We start from the raw sequence: 18,379 nt of genomic DNA, 5'->3' as shown, positions 1-18,379 counted from the left end.
AGCATGCGCCTATGCAGCACACACGTCAACACCATGCCTTAAAAAAATGTCAATGCGATGACGCTGCATCCAAAATCCACTTAGCGGCTTTTTCGGCGATCATCAGGGTGGGTGAATTGGTGTTCCCGCTGGTGATGGTGGGCATGATACCGGCGTCTGCCACCCGGAGTCCGGCCACGCCCAGCACTCTCAATCGGGCATCCACCACCGCCATCGGATCCTCCGCTTTTCCCATGCGCGTGGTGCCCACCGGGTGGAAGATCGTGGTACCGATATCGCCGGCCAGGCGTGCCAGTTCCTCGTCGCTTTGGTACTGCGCGCCGGGCTTGACCTCTTCGGGTTCGTACCTTGCAAACGCCGGCTGCGCAGCGATACGCCGGGTCACGCGCAGCGAGTCCGCGGCGACCCGCCGGTCCTCCTCGGTGCTCAGGTAGTTCGGGCGAATCGACGGCGGCACCGCCGGGTCGCGGCTTTTGATACGTACCGTGCCGCGACTGGTCGGATTCAGATTGCACACGCTCGCGGTGATCGCTGGGTACGGGTGAAGCGGCTGGCCGAAGGCCTCGAGGCTCAGCGGCTGCACGTGGTACTGAATGTTGGGGTGGGCGTAATCACTGGAGCTTCGCGTAAACGCGCCCAGCTGCGACGGCGCCATGCTCATCGGCCCAGTGCGTTTGGTCAGATACTCCCAGCCGATGCCCGCCTTGCCCCAGAGTGTCGAGGCGATGGCGTTGAGCGTTTTGGCGTTGCTGACACGATACACCGAGCGGATCTGGAGGTGATCCTGCAGGTTCTCGCCTATCCCGGGCAGCTCCTTCACCACCTCGATGCCGAGCTCTTCCAGGTGAGCTCGCGCACCGATTCCGGAACGCTGTAAAAGCGCCGGCGAGCCAACGGCACCGGCGCAGAGCACCACTTCCCTTGAGGCGCTCACCTGCTCGAGGCGCCCCTGGCGCTCGAGCTCGACGCCGGTACAGCGCGGCCCGCTCTCGCCCTGCTCGAAGCAGAGCGCGTTGACCTGGCTTGTGTGCCAGAGCGTCAGGTTCGCCCGCTTCAATGCCGGGCGCAGAAACGCCTTGGACGTGTTCCAGCGCCAGCCGGCGCGCTGGTTGACATCGAAGTAGGCCACGCCTTCGTTGTCGCCGCGGTTGAAATCGTCGGTACGCGGGATGCCCGCCTCGACGGCGGCGCGGGCGAAGTCGTCGAGCACCGGCCACTTGAGCCGCTGCTTCTCCACCCGCCACTCGCCTTCCTTCCCGTGAAAGCGCCGGAGCGTCTCGTCGGCGTCGCCGCCGTCGTCCATCCGGTAGTGGCTTTCGTGGCGCATGAAATCCGCAAGGCAGCTTTGCCAGCTCCAGTCCGGGTCGTCGACCACCTGCGCCCAGTGGTCATAGTCGCGGGCCTGGCCGCGCATGTAGATCATGCCGTTGATGCTCGAACAGCCCCCCAGGGTCTTGCCGCGCGGGTAGATCAGCGAGCGGCCGTTCAAGCCCGCATCCGGCTCGGTTTTGTAGAGCCAGTCGGTGCGCGGGTTGTTGATACAGTAAAGATACCCCACCGGCACGTGAATCCAGTAGTAGTTGTCGCGCCCGCCCGCCTCGATCAGCAGCACGCGGTTATTCGGGTCGGCACTGAGCCGATTGGCCATCAAACAGCCCGCGGTGCCGGCACCGATCACGATATAGTCGAAGGTGTCGCCGGCGCCTTGATGTGCGTTGTTAGTGCGCGCTGCCATGAAACCTCCTGACTATTTGGCCGTGGGCATCATGAAGTCGGCGCCGTCGTCGATGGAGTCGGACCAGCGCTGCATGATCGACTTCTGTTTGGTGTAGAAACGCACGCCCTCTTCGCCGTAGGCGTGGGTGTCGCCAAACAGCGAGCGCTTCCAGCCGCCGAAGCCGTGCCAGGCCATGGGTACCGGAATCGGCACGTTGATGCCCACCATACCGACCTGAATACGCCGGCCGAACTCTCGCGCCGCACTGCCGCTTTCGGTGAAAAGGCTCACGCCGTTGCCGAACTCGTGGGCGTTGATCAGCTCGATGGCGCTCTTGATATCCGGCACGCGCACGCAGGTGAGCACCGGGCCGAAGATCTCCTCTTTATAGATCGTCATCTCCGGGGTGACGTGATCGAACAGCGTGCCGCCCATCCAGAAGCCGTCGGTGTTGCCTTCGCCCGCCTGGCTCGACTCAAACGCGCGCCCGTCGACCACCAGCTCAGCGCCTTCTGCCGCGCCCTTTTCGATATAGCCGGTGATGCGCGCGTGGGCCTCTCTGGTGACGATCGGCCCCATTTCGGCGTCTGGCTGCATGCCGTCCTTCACCTTGAGCGTGCGGGCGCGCTCGGCAAGGCGTGCCACCACCTCATCGGCAATGTCATCGACCAGCACCGCCACGCTGATCGCCATGCAGCGCTCGCCGGCGGAGCCGAACGCCGCACCGACCAGCGCATCCACTGCCTTGTCCAGATGCGCGTCGGGCATCACCACCATGTGATTCTTCGCCCCGCCCAGCGCCTGCACCCGCTTGCCGTGGCCGGCGGCGCGCTGATAGATCGCGTTGGCGATCGGCGTAGAACCCACGAACGACAGCGCCTCTACCGCCGGGTGGTCGATCAGCGCCTCGACCGCCTCCTTGCCGCCCTGCACCACGTTAAACACGCCGTCGGGCAGGCCCGCCTGCTTTAGAAGATCCGCGATCAGTAGCGAAGCGCTCGGGTCCAGCGGGCTTGGCTTCAGGATGAAGGTGTTGCCGGTGGCCAGCGCCACCGGGAACATCCACATGGGCACCATGGCAGGGAAGTTGAACGGCGTAATGCCTGCCACCACGCCCAGCGGCTGGCGCAGCGTCCAGTTGTCGATGCCGGTGCTCACCTGGTCGGTGTAGTCGCCCTTGAGTAGCTGCGGCACGCCGCAGGCAAATTCGACGATATCGATCCCGCGGGCCACCTCACCCTGGGCGTCAGAGAAGACCTTGCCGTGCTCTTTGGTAATCGCCTCGGCGAGTTCGTCCTTGTGCGCGTTCAAAAGCTCCAAAAACTTGAACAGCACCCGGGCGCGGCGAATCGGCGGCGTCTCCGCCCAGGCGGGAAACGCCCGGCTTGCGGCCTCGACGGCCCGGTTCACATCGGCCTGGTTGGCCAGCGCCACCTGACCGGTGATTTGGCCGGTGGCGGGGTTGGTGACGGGCTGGCGCTCGGCGGCGTCGCCGTCTACACGCTGGCCGTTGATGTAGTGCTGAATCGCGGTGGACATAAGCTGCCTGCTGGTCGGTGATCATGGATGCGGCTCGCCCGCTTGATCGACGGTGCGGCCTGAAACTATCGCTCGCTCGAGCTTACCCCGCGCCGGGCCGCGATCAATTGAGTAATTCTTAAGCGCGATATAAGCTTTTCTGATAACAAAACCGACCTACAGGAGCTTTCATGCAGGAGTACGCCGCCCTGCGGGCGTTCGTGGCCGTTGCCCAAAGCGGCAGCGTCTCGAAAGCCGCCGCCACGCTGCACCTGACCCAGCCCGCCGTCAGCCTAAAGTTGAAGCAGCTGCAGGCGCATTTGGGCCTCACCCTCTTTATCCGCCGCCCCCAGGGGCTTGCGTTGACCAGCGATGGCTATGCGCTGTTGCCCGCCGCGCGCCAGGCGCTGGCCAGCGCCCAGGCCTTCGAGCAGAGCGCCCATGCCCTGCAGCAGACGCTTCGCGGCAAGCTCAGGGTCGGCACCATCGTCGACCCTGAGTTCATCCGCCTGGGCCACTTCTTGAGCCGGCTGATGGCCCGCGCGCCGCAGCTTGAAACCGAGCTCGCCCACGGCATGAGCGGCAGTGTGATCACCCACATCAAGCGGGGCGAACTCGACGTGGGTTTCATCCTCGCCTCGCCCGGCGAGGGCCCCGGCGTCGATACGCTCGGATTTCGCGAGCTGACCCACTTTCACTACCACGTGGTGGCCCCGCCGGGCTGGGAGAACCGGCTGTTGGATACCCGCTGGGAAGCCCTGGCGCGGCTACCCTGGATCGTCACGCCCACGGATTCCGCCCACCACCGGCTATTGAGTCGCGCCCTAAGCGAGTGCGGCGTAGCACCCAATCGTGTGGCCCAGGTCGACCAGGAGGCGTGCATGCTGGATCTGGTGCGCGCCGGCGTGGGGCTTTGTCTTGCCCGCGACGCCCAGGCCATGGCCGAGCGCCAGCAAAACGGACTGGCGGTGGTCGATGATGTGCGCCTGCCCTGCGCGCTCAGCCTGGCCTGGCGACAGGACCGCGAAGCCGAGCCGCCGATTCGCGCGGCGCTCGACACTCTGGATAGCGTTTGGCTCCATCGAATTTGAGTCGCCGCCGCTCGCAACCCGGCGCGAATCCTTCGGAACCATCCTTGCGGTCGAGTGATCAAAACGAGCTACGCTGAATAGGCCGCGCCTTTGGTAGGGCCCAGTCAAGGCCGATCTATATTCATGTTTGGCCAGCGCGGCGTTTGTCTACTAGGGTTAAGAGCGAACCAAATAGACCAGTCGGCTAATGGGTGATTCACCCAAGGACTGGACGCGGGCTTTGGCCCGCACTCAAAGCGTTGATTAAAAGACAGGAGGTCTTATGAGCAACAGCATCACGACGGTCAATCCGGCCACCGGCAAAAACCTCGAAAGCTACACGCTGATGGACGAGAGCCAGGCGCTCAAGGTCGTCGAGCAGACCCACGAGGCTTTTTTACAGTGGCGGCTCACGTCGCTGGACGAGCGGGCGAAGGTCATCAAGGCGATCGGCAAGGCGCTTGCCGATAACAAGGAAGCCTTCGCCACGCTCATGGTCGATGAAATGGGCAAGCCGCCGGAAGAGGCGCGCCAGGAGATCGATCTGTGCGTCGGCATCTGCGACTACACCGCCGAGCACGGGCCAACCAAGCTAGCCGACGAGCAGCGCAAGCCCGGCAACGGCGAGCGCGGCATCGTGACCTACTCGCCGATGGGCGTGATCTACGGCATTCAGCCCTGGAACTTCCCTGCCTATCAGGCAGTGCGCTACTCGATCGCCAACCTGATGGCGGGTAACGGGGTGCTGTTGAAGCACGCCGAAAACGTCACCGGCAGCGGCCTGTTCCTCGAGAAGCTCTACCGTGATGCGGGCCTGCCGGAAAACATCTTCCGCACGCTGGTCATCTCCCACGATGTATCGGACAAGATCATCGAGCACAAGTTTGTTCGCGGTGTGACGCTGACCGGCAGCGACACCGCCGGGCGCAAGGTCGCCGCCAAGGCTGCCGAAAATCTGAAAAAGACCGTGCTGGAGCTGGGCTCCAACGACGCCTACCTGGTGCTCGACGACGCCGATCTGGATCTCGCGGTGGATACCTGCGTCACCGGGCGCGTGTTCAACGGCGGCCAGACCTGCGTGGCGGCGAAGCGCTTCGTGGTGACCGAGAAGAACTATGAGGCCTTCAAGGAGCGTTTCGTCGAGAAGATGAAGGCGCTCAAGGTCGGCGACCCGAAAGAGAGCGGCACCGACGTTGGCCCGATGGCCCGCGTTGACTTGCGCGACGACCTTCACGATCAGGTCGAGAAAAGCGTGCAAAACGGTGCCAACATCCTCTGCGGCGGCGAGAAACCGTCTGGCCCCGGCGCGTTCTACCCGGTGACGGTGCTGGACAACGTTACCCCCGGCCAGCCGGCTTACGATGACGAGCTGTTCGGTCCGGTCGCCGCGCTGATTCGGGCGAAAGACGACGAAGACGCCATGCGCATCGCCAACGACAGCCGCTATGGCCTCGGCGGCGGCATCATTTCGAAGGATGTGAAGCGCGCCACCGAGCTTGCGAGCAAACACTTCGATACCGGCATGGTGTTCATCAACGGCTTCGGCGTGGCCACCCCGGAAATGCCCTTTGGCGGCGTGAAGGACTCCGGCTACGGCCGTGAGCACGGCGGCTTCGGCATGCACGAATTCGTCAATGCCAAGGCGGTCATCATCGTTCAGGAGTAAGGGGACGGTGTCGGCCTGAAGGCCTTTACTAGCAAAACTGATTGACGCCGCAAGCGCTGCTTGCGGCGTTTTTTGTGCGCGTCAAATGGAGCGCGTGGTGTAGGCCCGGCGGCGAAACAGCAGCAACGCGGCCATCACAAGCCAGGTCAACAGCGCCGCGATGGCGTCGTCCAGCACCACGCCGAGCCCGCCGGGGGCGAACTCGGCCAGGTGGATGGGCGGCGGCTTGAGCGCATCGAGTAGCCGATAAACGATGAACGCGGCTGCCATTACCCAACGCGTTCGCGCCGCCTTGAGGCCAATCACCGCCAGCGGAAAGGCGACGATTTCATCGAACACGATGCTGCCATAATCGAGCCCGCCGTAGTAGCGCGAGGCGTAGTGACAAACGAGCACGCCCAGGCCCAGCATCAGCGCGCTGATCGCCACTTGATGGCTAACGCGATGGCTCAGTAGCCACCAGGCCAGCGCTACGCCCCAAAGCGTGCCCACGGTGCCTGGGGCGAGCGGCGCAAACCCCACCCCCAGCCCCGAGGCCAACGCAATATTGAGCGTTTCGAGCATCAGCCCGCCTGGGCGGCTTTACGCTTGAGCCGGATCACCGTTTCGCGATCGAGCCCCAGGGCGTCGACGAGCTGCTCAATCCAGTCGCTTTCCATCTCGTGGCGCTCACCGGCCACCGCCAGGCTGACCAGCAGAATTTCGCGAGCCGCCTGGGGTGAATCCGCCTGCTCGGCCAGTACGCTGGCCTCCAGCGGCGCGCTGAGCTGCTTTTCTACCCAAGCGTAGAGCTCGTCATCGGCGCCCAGGTCACTCATTTTCTGGGTGACTCGGGTGCGCGTCTGCTCCTCGCTTTGGCCGGTGGCGCGCGCGGTCAGAATCATCGCCTGCAGCAGTGTGCGGCTGCGCTGCTCCTGGTGCTCGCTGCTGAGCGAATCGATGTGCTCGCCGCTGGCGGTGCGGGCCTGGTCGCGGTCCCACTCGGCATCGGCACCGGCGCTCGGTCCGTTACGTAGTTCGGAGCTTTGCCACGCGTTCCAGGCATACATACCGATACTTGCCACGATTCCATACTTGAGCGCCTTGCCGGTCAGCTTACGACCAGGTCTTGATCCCATCAGCAGCGCCATGGCGCCGCCGCCCAGCGCGCTTCGGGTATCGAAGCCTGCGCGCGGCCGGGGCGACTGAGTGCGGTTTGGGCGCGGGCCGCGCGGACCCGGCGTCGGTTCGTCCAGCACGCCCTTGAGGCCCAACTCGCCGCTGCCTTGCTCCATCAACTGCTTGAAAATACTGCTTGCGTTCATCCGTGGACTCCTTGATTCAATGGAGTGGCAAGCCGCCACCCTACCAGCAGGTTAGACGGTTTCGCTCCCTTTGACCTCTACCCAACGCCGTCGGCGCCCATTACCCGGCCTGAGCCGCCTGACGCTCGAGCTCGGCAACCATCGGCGCATCCAGGTCGAGCTCCAGCGCGAGCTGGTCGAGCCAGGCTTTTTCCATTGGGTTCTGCTCGTCACTCACCGCCAGGCTGATCAGGTACATCTCCCGCGCTGCCTGAGGCGAATCCGCCTGAGAGGCGAGCGCTTTGGCATCGAGCGGGGCGTTGAGCTGCTGCTCGACCCAGGCGTGCAGCTCATCGTCGGCGCCGAGGCCATCGATTTGCTCGCTGATCAACGCACGCTCCTCGGCATCGATATGCCCATCGGCGCGGGCGGCCATGATCATCGCCTGCAAAAGCTCCAGGCTTCGCCGCTCCTGGATTTCGCCTTCGAGCACGTCGACCCGCTCGCCCTCTTCGCGACCGGGCGCATCATTCTGGCTGCCCTTGGCCTGGTGGCTTTGCCACGCCTTCCAGGCGAGCATACCGACGCCGGCAATCGCGCCGTACTTGAGCGCCTTGCCGCCGAGTTTGCGCCCGCGTTTGGAACCCACCAGCATCCCCATGGCGCCGCCGCCGAGCAGGCTTTTGACGTCAAAGCCGCTGCCACCGCCGCCCTTTTTGGCCTCGTCACCGCCGCCAAACTGGCGCGAGAGGCCGTCGAGCATGCCCTTGACGTCCACCCCGCCGCTCTGGCCCTTGCCGCCGGCCTGCTTCATCAGCTGTTGTAAAATGTTGCTCGCGTTCATTGATGGCTCCTTGTCGTTGTGACGTCAACGTTCAATGGACCGCGCCCTTGATCGAGGTCGTACTGCCCAGGCGGTGCGCGGCTACTTCGATACGAACCGGCATCTGCTCCTTGAGTTCACTAACGTGAGAAATAATGCCGATCATGCGCCCGCTGGATTGCAGCTCGCAGAGCACCTCGATCGCCTGATCCAGCGCGTCCTGATCGAGGCTGCCAAAGCCCTCATCGATGAACAACGTATCGAGCTTGATGCCGCCGGCGTAGGCCTGGACCACATCCGATAGCCCCAGTGCAAGCGAAAGCGCCGCCATGAAGGACTCGCCGCCGGACAGGGTCGCCACCGGGCGCTGCTTGCCGGTGTAGGTGTCCGCCACATCGAGCTCGAGTCCCGAGGCGCTGTTGCCTTTCGAAGGGTCCTCCCGGCGCACGAGCTGATAGCGCCCGCGGCTCATGCGGGTGAGCCGCTCGGAAGCCTGGATCAGTACGTCGTCGAGCAGCACGCCGAGCACGAAGCGCTGCAAACTGATGCGGTTGCCCGTGCGCCCGTTGGCCACGTCGCTGAGCGTCCCCCAAAGCCTGTACTCCGCCTCGAGTTCCTGCTGAGCCTCATGGGCGGCCTGGAGCTTCTGACGCACGCCGTTCAAGGCGTTCTGGCGCTCGCTCAGCCCGCGCCACGCCTCTAAACGCGTTTCTTCGCGGGCCTGGCTCGCTTCGACCTCTAACTCGAGTGCCGCCATGTCCGGTTCGGGCTGATCATCGAGCCTGGCCTCGGCGCTGGCGATGGCGCCAACGAGTTCGTCCAGGCGCCGCTGGTAGGCCTCGACGCGCTGGGCCGCCGCCTGACGCTCGGGGTCGTCGAGCCGGGCGGCCTCAAAGGCGCGGGTATCCTCGAAGGGGCTGGCCGCCAGCGCTTTCTGCCATTCGGCGCGGGCACTTTCCAATGCCTGCTCGGCCTGCTCACACCGCGTTTTGGCGCCGCTTGCGCGCTCCTCGGCGCGCGCCTGCAGGGCCACGCTTTCGTCGTACGCCCGGCGGGCGCCGGCATGGGCCGTTTCGATCTCGCTGATGTCAGCGGTAAGCGTCTGAATGCTGGCTCGAAGCGCCTGCGGGTCGCGGGCATCCGCGGGCAGCGACTCGCTGAGCTGGTCGCGCTGGCTTGTCAGGCGAAGCGCCTGCTCCTTCGCCGCGTCCCGCTCGGTCTGAGACGCTTTCACCTTTTGATCCTGGGCGCTCCAGTCGCGACGCAGCGTTTCGCGTTGCGTTGACAGCGCGTCGATCTCGCGCTCGACGCTTTCGCGCCGCGCCGCGCTGGCCTCGATCGTTGAGACGGCGCGCTCGAGCTCCAATAGCGGCTCACCGGCCCACTCGCCAAGCGCCTGACGCAGGCGGCTTCGCTGCTCGGCGTGCTGGCGGGCATCGAAGCGCGTCGCCTCCAGTGCACGCTCGGCGGCCTGCTGCGCCTGGCGGGCGGTGGCCGCCTGCGTTCTGGCCTGCTCCACCTGCTCTTTGGTGACGATGTCGCCGGCAGGCTTTGCGGGCGCGGGGTGGGCGTGGCTTCCGCACACCGGACAAGGGGCGTCCGCCTGGAGGGTTTGCGCCAAAAGCGCCGCTTGGCCCTGGTGCCAGCGCATCTCGCACTCGGTAGCGTCGCGCTCGGCGCGGCGGGTCTCTGCCTGGCAGCGCTCGAGCGTTTGCGCCGCGCGCCGTTCGGCCGCCTGGGTCTGGCGCTCCGTGTCTGCCAGCGCTTCGAGCTCGCGGCGCGCCGTTAGAAGCGCCTGGTGACGATTGAGCTCCGCCGGCGCGCCGGCCAGGCGTTGATACTCCGCCTGAAGCACCTCAACACGCTGGCTGGCCGCCTCCCCCTGTCGGCGAATCTCCTCCAGGCGCTGCGTTTGTTGGTGGAAGGTGGAGTGGGCCTGCTGATGCGCCTGTTCGGCCTGGCGGGCTCGCGCGGCGAGCTCCTCGAGCGCCTGGCCCTTTTCGAGGTATTCGCCCAGCGCCCGGCGGCGCTCGGTACGCTCATCAAGCCGCTCGAAACGTGTTGCCGCCTCGGCCAGCGACGCTTGCGCTTTTGCCGTGCGTGCGCGCTGATCATCGAGCCCCGCCAGCGCCTGGCGCCACTCTTCCTGGGCCGCCTCCAGCGCCCTGCGCACCTGGAGCTCGGCCTCGAAAGGCGCGCGCAGAGCCTGGGCGCGCTCGTTTTGCGCCAGGCGGTGGCGTTCGCCTTCGATGGCATCAGCGCTTTTCAGATGCGCACTTTTTTCACCTATCAGCGCGTCGCGCGCCTGGCGCTGGCGCAGGGTTTCCTCGCCTGCGTCGCGGCGCTGCTCCGCCTGACGGCGTTCGTGCCTGGCGGCCTCGAACCCGGCAGTGGCCTCCTCGACCCGGGGCGAAAGTGCGGCAAGCTCTTCCTCGAGCGCGGCTTCGCTTTCGAGCTCGCCGCCGGCCAGCAGGCCGCTGATATGCTCACGGTGGCTTTTGACCCGGGCGACGATGCCTTTCGAGCGCTCCAGCAGCTCATCCTCGATGCGCTTGAAGATCTGCGTTTGAAACAGCCGGGCAAAGATCCTTTCACGCTCGCTGGACGGCGCGACCAGCAGCTCGCGAAACTTGCCCTGAGGCAGCACCATCACCTGGCGAAACTGTTTGATGTCCAGGCCGAGCAGCGCCTGAACCTGGGCGGTGGCCTCCCCCACGTTTTTGGCCACCAGGCACGTCTGCTCCTCGAGGGCCTCGTTGAGCTGCCAGAGCTGGGCTTCGGTGTTTTGCGTGGTGGTGCCCTCGCCGCGCGCCTTGGGGCGCTCCTGCTGGGGCACACGGCGGATGCGATAAAAGCGCTTCTGCAGGCGAAATTCCAGCGTCACCTCGGTGAGCAGCGCCGGGTTTGCGCTGTCGCAGCGCATCTGCGTACCGGTGCGATCTTCGCCGGTGGTCTGGCCGTAAAGCGCAAAGCAGATGGCGTCGAGAATCGAGCTCTTGCCGGCGCCGGTGGGGCCGTTGATCAGAAACAGCGGATGGCGGCCCAGGGCGGTGAAATCGAGTCGCTCGACCCCGGCAAAGGGGCCGAAGGCCTGCATGGTGAGCACGAGTGGGGTCACGGGCCGCCCTCCGCCTTGTTCAGCTCTGCAATCAGCGCTCGCACGACCGCTTGCTGGTCGTCGTCGAGCGCTTCGCCGCTGGTCTGCTCGAAGAAGTCGCTGAACATCTCCAGCGCACTGAAGTGAAGCTTTTCGCGGTCGAGCTGCTGGGCGCCGCGCGCCTCGAGCATGCCTGGCTTCTCCAGATGGAGCACGTTGGGGTAGAGCGCGCGCAGCTTGCTCATCGGGTCGAGAATGGCGTGGCGATCAGTCAGGCGTACCAGCAGGTAGTCCTCGCGGCGCTCAGACGCCTCGTTTTGTGCCTGCGCCAGCAGGCTTTCCAGCTCGCCTTCGAGCACGCGCACCTCGCGTTTGGGGGTGAGCGTGCGCCACTCGAACGCGAGCTGGCCGTCCGTATCGATATCGACCAGCGTCACGCCCTTTCGCTGGCGCGCTTCGGAAAAGCTGTATTTTAGTAGCGAGCCGCTGTAGCGGATGTGCTCGCCGCCGCGATACTGCGGCCCGTGCAGGTGGCCAAGGGCCACGTAGTCGAAACGCTGCATCGGCTCCCAGGCCACGCTCTCCGCCCCACCGAGATTGAGCGGGCGCTCAGAGTCCGAGGCGGCACCACCGTCGACGAAGCAATGGCTCATCAACAGCGCCGGGCGGCCTGGTTGGCGAACGGCCTCGATACGTTCGAGCAAGAAGCGGTGGGCGCTGTCGAAATCGCGTACCTCGCACTTGAAGGCGCTGCGCACGTGCTCCGGGTCGGCGTAGGGAATGCCGAAGACATCCACCGTCACGCCGCCGGCCTCGAGAGTGACCGGCGCGTCGGCCCGGTCGAGCTCGGAGAGAATATGAAGCCCGGCCTTCTTGAGGTGGCGGGCACCAAAGCGCAGCCGCTCGGCGCTGTCGTGGTTGCCGGAGATCATCACGACCGGCAGGCCGCGCTTATCGCAGAGCTCATAAAGCACGTCGTCGAGCAGCGTCACGGCGCCGGCGGGGGGAATGGCGCGATCGAAAATGTCGCCGGCGACCAGCACCGCATCGACGGCGTCACGATCGACGATCTCGATGAGCTGGTCGAGTACAAAGCGCTGGTCATCGAGCAGCGATACGTTGTGAAAAAGCCGCCCCAGGTGCCAGTCGGCCGTGTGCAGTAGTCGCATGGCATCGCCTTAATGAAAATGCCCGCATCTTATCATCGACCTTCACGCCCGGGCACTGGCACTGCGACGCCGCTGAACGCTTCAGGGCGCGATGGGCAGATCCCGCTTGTGCTGGGTACGCTCGAAGGTCTGCAGGATGGTCCTGCGCGCCGCGTCGTCGACCTCCTCGCCGGTCAGAAAGGCATCGATCTCGGCGTAGGTCACGCCCAGGGCGTCCTCGTCGGCAAGCTGCGGCTTGAGGGTTTCGAGATCCGCGGTGGGCGCTTTTTTCACCAGTGACGCCGGCGCGCCGAGTTCGGCGCCCAAGCGGCGCACCTGGTCCTTGGTGAGCCCGGCGAGTGGCACCACGTCGCAGGCGCCGTCGCCAAACTTGGTGAAAAAGCCCATCAGCGCCTCGGCGGCGTGGTCGGTGCCGACCACCAGCCCCGCGTGGGCGCCGGCCACCGCGTACTGCGCCACCATGCGCTGGCGCGCCTTGATGTTACCCAGCACGAAATCGCGCTGGTGCTCGTCGCGAAACACAAGGCCGCCCTCCTCGAGCGCCTTGAGGGCGGCGTCGCTGGCGGGCTTGACGTTCACCGTGAGCAGATGATCGGCCCGGATGAAGTCGAGCGCCTGCTGGGCGTCGTTTTCATCGGCCTGGACGGCGTAGGGCAGGCGCATGGCGTAGAACTCGGCCTTGCGGCCCTCGGCGCGGGCTCGCTCTACCGCGAGCTGGCAAAGGCGCCCGGTCACGGTGGAGTCGACGCCGCCGCTGATGCCGAGCACCAGCGCACGCAGGCCGGTGTCCTTGAGGCGCTGATAAAGAAACGCCACGCGCCGCTCGATCTCCTCTTTCACATCGATCGACGCCTTGACGCCAAGGGCCTGGCGGATACGGGTTTGCGAGTCGCCTTGCGAGTCCATGCGGTTCTCCTTTTCAAGATTCGTGGCGCCAGGAGTTTGTGCGTGAGAAATTTCTGGCGCTAAAGCTCATTGCCGTGAGCGTTTCATCCAGCGTAGCGAGGCGGCGCTCATCTGCCAACGAAAAGCCCCCGCATCGAACGGGGGCTTTGGGCCTGGTGACTAAACGCGAGCGGCTTAGTTGCGAAACGCGTCCGGATAGACCGTCAGATCCACGCTCCAAAGTGCCGGGAGCAGGAAGTAGGTCGCGGCCACGATCAGAATCAGCGCGATGATGTTGAGCCAGAAGCCGTTGCGCACCATTTCGGCGATGGTGATCTTGCCGGTGGCGAAGATGATCGCGTTGGGCGGCGTGCCCACCGGCAGCATGAAGGCACAGTTGGCCGCCATGGCCGCCGGCACCATCAGCACGAACGGGTGCACGTTCAGCGCCAGCGCCAAAGACGCCAGTACCGGCAGGATCATGGTCGCGGTCGCGGTGTTGGAGGTGATCTCGGTGAGATAGAGCACCATGGCCGCGGAGAGCAGAATCACCATCAGGAAGTTGACGCCTTCCAGCACGCTCATTTGATCGCCCATCCAGGCGGCCAGGCCTGACGAGTTGAAGCCGGCGGCGATCGCCAGACCGCCCCCGAAGAGCAGCAAAATACCCCAGGGCACGTCACGGGCGATTTCCCAGTCCAGCAGGCAGCCGCCCTTGGTGCGAGAGGGAATCAAAAACAGAGCCACCGCCGCGGTGATCGCGATCATGGTGTCGTTGATGCCGGGGATATTGATGATCTGGCCCTGCCATAAAAACGAGCGGGTGATCCAGAAAAACGCCGCCAACAGGAACACAGCCAGCACCGCTTTCTCCTCGAAGCTGGTGCGCCCAAGCGCCTCCATCTCCTTTTTGATCAACTCCTTGCCGCCGGGCAGATGGCCCAGGTTCATCGGGTAGATAAAGCGCGTGAGCATGAGCCAGCCGATGAACAGCAGCAAGACCACGACCGGGAAGGCGAACATTAGCCAGCTGGCGAACGAGATTTCATAGCCGAACAGCTCGCTGACTACGGCGGCCAGAATGATGTTGGGGGGCGTGCCGATCAGCGTGCCGAGACCACCGATGGTACCGCCGTAGCCGACACCGAAAATCAGCGCCTTGCTGAACTTGTCGATTTCACCGCTGTGGTCGCCGTCGCTCTTGGCAAGCTCCTGGGTGACCTGATAGACGATCGCGGTGGCGATCGGCAGCATCATCATCACCGAGGCGGTGTTGGACACCCACATCGAAAGAAAGCCCGTGGCGGCCATGAAGCCGAACACGATGCTGTTGATACTGGTGCCGAGCACGGAAATGATGGTCAGCGCGATACGCTTGTGCAGATCCCATTTCTCCATTGCCAGCGCGATCAAAAAACCGCCCAAAAACAGAAAGACGATCGGATTACCGTAAGCGGCGGTGACAGCACTGCCCTCGAGCGCTCCGGTAATGGGCAGCAGTATGATCGGTAGCAGTGAGGTCGCCGGAATCGGAATGGCCTCGGTGATCCACCAGATGGCGACCCAAAGCGTGGTCGCCAGCACCATGCGGCCTTCGAAGCTCAAATCCGCCGGCTCGAAGAACATCACCGTTAGCGCGAACATCAGCGGCCCGAGCACGAGCCCGATGGACTGCGCACGATTGTACGCCGGCGGGCGCGGCGAGGGGGTGTTATCGGGAGGCGTCGGCGTACCTGAACCGCCCTGCGCACCGGTAGCGCCAGGGGCACCGGAGGTCGGCAGTGCGCACAGAAGAAGGTGTTTGGCCTGATAATGATAGTGCCAAAGCTGGTCCCAGACCGATAGGGTGGCCGTTTTGAACATGGGGCAGTACCGCTTGGTATTGAGTGAGCAGTAAAGACGCTTCGCGACAGCGCCTTGAGATGGCTAAAACAGCGTCGCCGATTTTAGAGGGCCCTTTATTCCCTGCAAGCGGCTATTAGTCCAGTGAATTAGCCCCAATTACTACCAAAGTCTAACAACTTTAGTTGAATAAACCGCCCTTCCCGTTTACATGCATGGTTTCTTATAGAATATCGATGCATCGGCCTCTCTGAGGACATCGCCTTTGAGATTAACCGGTTAGCAAACGAACGTTTCCTGTGTGCCGTTTTGATGACCTTCAGGTTAACTTTTTGTACAACTTTCATGAACGCCGCACCCGGTACATGGTCTATACTTTCGCCATGACCCAGAGAATGTCTGTACAAGCATCGGGCTGGTCACGAAACACGTACGAGGGGATTTACTCAAATCGTTTACGCTCAAGGAGTTAAGATGATACGCCAACATCTTTTCAATGGGGCTCAACCAGGAAGCCCAGAGCATCTGGAAAAATATCTAAGCGAACAGAAGCTTAGGAGAGAAAAGGAGAGTAACGCGGAGTTTTTATGGTTGACCGCCGCCGCCTTTCTCGCCGGAAGCCTTGCAACGCTCGCTTTCGTAGTACCGCTTTAAGACCCCGTATTCACAGCGAAAACCCTGCCACCGTCGGCGGGGTTTTTTTATACGCATCAATTTTTTCGATAGGGCCAAAATTGGTGATTGCTTCTGCTGATGAGGTGTATTACTGTGAGTTGGTACAAGACGCGTATAAATAAATACTTTATTCAAGTATCAGCATTCACAAGGAGTGGTGGCATGCACAGATTACAACTGGAAAACATCTCGGAAGCCGGCCTTCAGCTGGCGATCAAGGAAATCCGCAGCGAAATGTTCGACACGCCGCATACGGACTTCACCATCGCCAAAATGTTGAGCCATTGCGGCCATTTTACGACCGCTGAGCTTTATCTCGATGAGATGCTGTTGAAGTGGGGCTCTTCGCCGGACGTGGTCGAGCTGATCAACAAGGGCTACGCCATGGTCGATGCCATGAGTGCGACCGCCAAGTCCAGGACCGTTAGCCCGGTCGCTGCACATAAAGCTAGCGTCGAGACTGAAGCCGCCGTGGCGTGATGGTTTAACGGCCAGGCTTAATAAAAACGGCTTGCTTTCCGGATGAAAGCAAGCCGTTTTTTTGTGTCCGCTCATTAACAACGCCGGCGTTGCTATGGGTCTGACGTTTTTTTCTCGCAACGCCCCTGCCCTGTACCTTCACTGCTAGAATACCCGCCTTTCGCGAGCGTCGAACAGCGCGTCGACGCCTTGTCCTGACTGACCAAGAGCTTTGCAATGATTGCGACTGCCCAAGCGGCGTTTCGGCCTCTATTACGGCTGGGCCTGATTTCTCAAATTCTCATCGGTATCGCCGCCGGCGTTGCGCTGGCGCTACTTTCGCCGGCGGTGGCCACCCGCGTGGCGCTGCTTGGTCAGCTATTCATCAGCGCGCTGCAGGCGGTCGCACCCATTCTGGTGTTCGTGCTGGTAATGGCGGCGATCGCGGCTCACCAGAAGGGCCGACCCACGCAGATTCGCTCGGTGCTGGCGCTTTATGTCATCGGCACGCTGATTGCGGCGTTGATCGCCGTGAGCGCGAGTTTCCTGCTGCCCACCGAGCTTGCGCTGGACGCGCCCCAAGCCGACGGCAACCCGCCGGGCGACATCGTTGGCGTACTGCGGGATCTGCTGCTCAATGCCATTTCCAACCCGGTCAGCGCGCTGATGGAGGCCAACTTCGTGGCCATTCTGGTCTGGGCGGTGGGTTTGGGGCTGGCACTGCGCCAGGCAGGCGACACGACTCGCCAGGCGCTTTCGGATCTGTCCGGGGCGGTCACCCGGCTCGTTACGCTGGTGATTCGCCTGGCGCCGCTGGGCATCTTCGGCCTGGTGGCGGGAACACTGGCGGAGTCCGGCGCCTCGGCGCTGCTCAAGTACGCCCAGCTCCTGGGTATCATCGTGGGCTGCATGGGCATCGTCGCGCTCATCACCAACCCGCTGCTGGTCTACGTCGTGACACGGCGAAATCCCTACCCGCTGGTCTGGACCTGCCTGCGAGAGAGCGCCATTACCGCCTTTTTCACCCGCAGCTCCGCGGCCAATATTCCGGTGAATCTGGAGCTTTGCCGCAAACTCGAGCTCGACGCCGATACCTACTCGATCTCGATACCGCTAGGCGCGACCATCAACATGTGCGGCGCGGCGATCACCATCACCGTGATCACGCTGGCCATGACCCACACCCTTGGCATCAGCGTCGATTTTCCGACCGCGCTGCTGCTGTGTGTGGTCTCGGCGCTGGCCGCCTGTGGGGTGTCCGGCGTGGCCGGGGGCTCCTTGATGCTGATTCCCATGGCGGCCAGCCTGTTCGGCATCTCGACGGAAGTGGCGATGCAGGCCGTGGCGATCGGTTTCGTGATCAGCGTGGTGCAGGACGCCACCGAGACCGCGCTGAACTCCTCGACCGACGTGCTCTTTACCGCCGCTGCCTGTCGCGCGAAAAAAGCAGACGCCTGATTTTTCAGCCCACGCCTTCTCTTTATCTCCCCTCTCATCGTTTTATTCACCACGCCGGGTTGACGACCCGGCGTTCTTTTTATAAAACGTTTCTTATATAAAGCGTTCTCTAAAAAGAACACCTTAAAAATAGCACCTCGCTGGATAAGCGAACGGTCCATCATGAAAGAAGAGACGCTACGCACGCTGGGCGCGCACCTTCAGCGTTTGCGCCTGGCGCGCGGGCTATCGCTGAGCCAGCTGGCAAGCGCGGCGGGCATGGCCAAATCCAACCTGAGCCGGCTCGAGCAAGGTAGCGGCAACCCGACGCTGGATACGATCTGGCGCCTGGCGGTGCAGCTCGGGGTGCCCTTTGGGGCGCTGATTGCGCCGGTCGACGAGGCGTTTTGCGACGACGATGTAAAGCTCACCCTGATCGAGCAGGGCCAAAGCACGCCCCAGGTCGACGCTTACTGGATGGGGTTCGCACCCAATACCGAGCGCCAGGCCGAAGGGCACACTCCAGGCACCGTCGAGACGCTGTTCGTCATTAGCGGACGCATCGAGGCGGGTGAACTCGGCGCGCTGCGATGGCTGGCTCCCGGTGACAGTGCCCAATTCAACGCCGACCGACCGCACCTTTATCGCACCGGTCTTGATCGCGCCACGCTGCTGGTGACCATTACTTACCACTAGCTACCTGCATCGATCGCTATCACGTACCACTCGCCATCTCGT

Annotated in this window: 15 protein-coding genes; 6 read left to right on the top strand and 9 right to left on the bottom strand. The window is 63.5% G+C overall.

The window, feature by feature from the left end; translation table 11 throughout:
* Positions 1-49: 49 nt before the first annotated feature.
* Both RN346_RS04865 and RN346_RS04860 read right to left on the bottom strand, forming a co-directional pair.
* Positions 50-1,735, bottom strand: coding sequence for a GMC family oxidoreductase N-terminal domain-containing protein (locus RN346_RS04865; protein ID WP_311962327.1), 1,686 nt, complete (start codon positions 1,733-1,735; stop codon positions 50-52).
* Positions 1,736-1,747: 12 nt separating this feature from the next.
* Positions 1,748-3,256 (bottom strand): CoA-acylating methylmalonate-semialdehyde dehydrogenase, encoded by a 1,509-nt coding sequence (locus RN346_RS04860; RefSeq protein ID WP_311962326.1) that lies wholly within the window; start codon positions 3,254-3,256, stop codon positions 1,748-1,750.
* A 170-nt stretch (positions 3,257-3,426) separates the two neighbouring features.
* Between RN346_RS04860 and RN346_RS04855 the strand changes: the two genes are divergently transcribed.
* Complete coding sequence (locus tag RN346_RS04855; RefSeq protein ID WP_311962325.1) at positions 3,427-4,326, top strand: LysR family transcriptional regulator; 900 nt, start codon at positions 3,427-3,429, stop codon at positions 4,324-4,326.
* Between the two features lie 262 nt (positions 4,327-4,588).
* On the top strand, positions 4,589-5,971 hold the full coding sequence (locus RN346_RS04850; protein WP_311962324.1) for an NAD-dependent succinate-semialdehyde dehydrogenase: 1,383 nt from the start codon (positions 4,589-4,591) through the stop codon (positions 5,969-5,971).
* Positions 5,972-6,052: 81 nt separating this feature from the next.
* On the opposite strand, the gene RN346_RS04845 is transcribed toward RN346_RS04850, so the two are convergent.
* The 7 genes from RN346_RS04845 to RN346_RS04815 all read right to left on the bottom strand — a co-directional run bounded on the left by RN346_RS04845 (position 6,053) and on the right by RN346_RS04815 (position 15,091).
* Positions 6,053-6,535 carry a phosphatidylglycerophosphatase A gene (locus tag RN346_RS04845; RefSeq protein WP_263584742.1) on the bottom strand — a complete coding sequence of 161 codons (483 nt, stop codon included), beginning with the start codon at positions 6,533-6,535 and terminating at the stop codon, positions 6,053-6,055.
* The gene (locus tag RN346_RS04840; RefSeq protein WP_311962323.1) at positions 6,535-7,275 is read right to left on the bottom strand and encodes a tellurite resistance TerB family protein; all 741 of its coding nucleotides are present in this window, start codon (positions 7,273-7,275) and stop codon (positions 6,535-6,537) included. Before RN346_RS04840 ends, RN346_RS04845 begins: the two co-directional genes overlap by 1 nt.
* A gap of 100 nt (positions 7,276-7,375) precedes the next feature.
* Positions 7,376-8,098, bottom strand: coding sequence for a tellurite resistance TerB family protein (locus tag RN346_RS04835; protein WP_263584744.1), 723 nt, complete (start codon positions 8,096-8,098; stop codon positions 7,376-7,378).
* 31 nt (positions 8,099-8,129) lie between these two features.
* Positions 8,130-11,195, bottom strand: coding sequence for an SMC family ATPase (locus RN346_RS04830; RefSeq protein WP_311962322.1), 3,066 nt, complete (start codon positions 11,193-11,195; stop codon positions 8,130-8,132).
* Positions 11,192-12,343, bottom strand: a complete 1,152-nt coding sequence (locus tag RN346_RS04825; protein ID WP_263584746.1) for an exonuclease SbcCD subunit D — start codon at positions 12,341-12,343, stop codon at positions 11,192-11,194. The genes RN346_RS04830 and RN346_RS04825 overlap by 4 nt, the downstream gene beginning before the upstream one ends.
* 81 nt (positions 12,344-12,424) lie before the next feature.
* Positions 12,425-13,249: an ammonia-dependent NAD(+) synthetase gene (nadE, locus tag RN346_RS04820; protein WP_311962321.1), complete on the bottom strand. Its 825-nt coding sequence runs from the start codon at positions 13,247-13,249 to the stop codon at positions 12,425-12,427.
* Positions 13,250-13,423: 174 nt separating this feature from the next.
* Positions 13,424-15,091, bottom strand: coding sequence for a DASS family sodium-coupled anion symporter (locus RN346_RS04815; RefSeq protein ID WP_263584748.1), 1,668 nt, complete (start codon positions 15,089-15,091; stop codon positions 13,424-13,426).
* A gap of 453 nt (positions 15,092-15,544) precedes the next feature.
* Here RN346_RS04815 and RN346_RS04810 point away from each other — a divergent pair, with 453 nt between their 5' ends.
* The 4 genes from RN346_RS04810 to RN346_RS04795 all read left to right on the top strand — a co-directional run bounded on the left by RN346_RS04810 (position 15,545) and on the right by RN346_RS04795 (position 18,337).
* Entirely contained in the window at positions 15,545-15,724 is a 180-nt protein-coding gene (locus tag RN346_RS04810) for a hypothetical protein (RefSeq protein WP_263584749.1), read from the top strand.
* Positions 15,725-15,907: 183 nt separating this feature from the next.
* The gene (locus RN346_RS04805) at positions 15,908-16,225 is read left to right on the top strand and encodes a hypothetical protein (RefSeq protein WP_311962320.1); all 318 of its coding nucleotides are present in this window, start codon (positions 15,908-15,910) and stop codon (positions 16,223-16,225) included.
* 216 nt (positions 16,226-16,441) lie between these two features.
* Positions 16,442-17,662: a serine/threonine transporter SstT gene (sstT, locus tag RN346_RS04800; RefSeq protein ID WP_311962319.1), complete on the top strand. Its 1,221-nt coding sequence runs from the start codon at positions 16,442-16,444 to the stop codon at positions 17,660-17,662.
* Positions 17,663-17,824: 162 nt separating this feature from the next.
* A complete protein-coding gene (locus tag RN346_RS04795; protein ID WP_311962318.1) occupies positions 17,825-18,337 on the top strand; it encodes an XRE family transcriptional regulator in 513 nt (170 codons plus the stop codon).
* Positions 18,338-18,379: the final 42 nt, after the last annotated feature.

This window comes from Halomonas sp. PAMB 3232 (genome assembly GCF_031954225.1).
Taxonomy (GTDB): domain Bacteria; phylum Pseudomonadota; class Gammaproteobacteria; order Pseudomonadales; family Halomonadaceae; genus Vreelandella.
The sequence above is the reverse complement of the archived record's forward strand: the minus strand, read 5'-3'. Positions and strand labels throughout refer to the sequence as shown.

Coding starts and splice junctions, on each gene's coding strand:
- RN346_RS04850 (WP_311962324.1), top strand. CDS start 4,589: ATGAGCAACAGCATCACGACGGTCAATCCGGCCACCGGCAAAAACCTC.
- RN346_RS04825 (WP_263584746.1), bottom strand. CDS start 12,343: ATGCGACTACTGCACACGGCCGACTGGCACCTGGGGCGGCTTTTTCAC.
- RN346_RS04815 (WP_263584748.1), bottom strand. CDS start 15,091: ATGTTCAAAACGGCCACCCTATCGGTCTGGGACCAGCTTTGGCACTAT.
- RN346_RS04840 (WP_311962323.1), bottom strand. CDS start 7,275: ATGAACGCAAGCAGTATTTTCAAGCAGTTGATGGAGCAAGGCAGCGGC.
- RN346_RS04810 (WP_263584749.1), top strand. CDS start 15,545: ATGATACGCCAACATCTTTTCAATGGGGCTCAACCAGGAAGCCCAGAG.
- RN346_RS04855 (WP_311962325.1), top strand. CDS start 3,427: ATGCAGGAGTACGCCGCCCTGCGGGCGTTCGTGGCCGTTGCCCAAAGC.
- RN346_RS04805 (WP_311962320.1), top strand. CDS start 15,908: ATGCACAGATTACAACTGGAAAACATCTCGGAAGCCGGCCTTCAGCTG.
- nadE (WP_311962321.1), bottom strand. CDS start 13,249: ATGGACTCGCAAGGCGACTCGCAAACCCGTATCCGCCAGGCCCTTGGC.
- RN346_RS04795 (WP_311962318.1), top strand. CDS start 17,825: ATGAAAGAAGAGACGCTACGCACGCTGGGCGCGCACCTTCAGCGTTTG.
- RN346_RS04860 (WP_311962326.1), bottom strand. CDS start 3,256: ATGTCCACCGCGATTCAGCACTACATCAACGGCCAGCGTGTAGACGGC.
- RN346_RS04845 (WP_263584742.1), bottom strand. CDS start 6,535: ATGCTCGAAACGCTCAATATTGCGTTGGCCTCGGGGCTGGGGGTGGGG.
- sstT (WP_311962319.1), top strand. CDS start 16,442: ATGATTGCGACTGCCCAAGCGGCGTTTCGGCCTCTATTACGGCTGGGC.
- RN346_RS04865 (WP_311962327.1), bottom strand. CDS start 1,735: ATGGCAGCGCGCACTAACAACGCACATCAAGGCGCCGGCGACACCTTC.
- RN346_RS04835 (WP_263584744.1), bottom strand. CDS start 8,098: ATGAACGCGAGCAACATTTTACAACAGCTGATGAAGCAGGCCGGCGGC.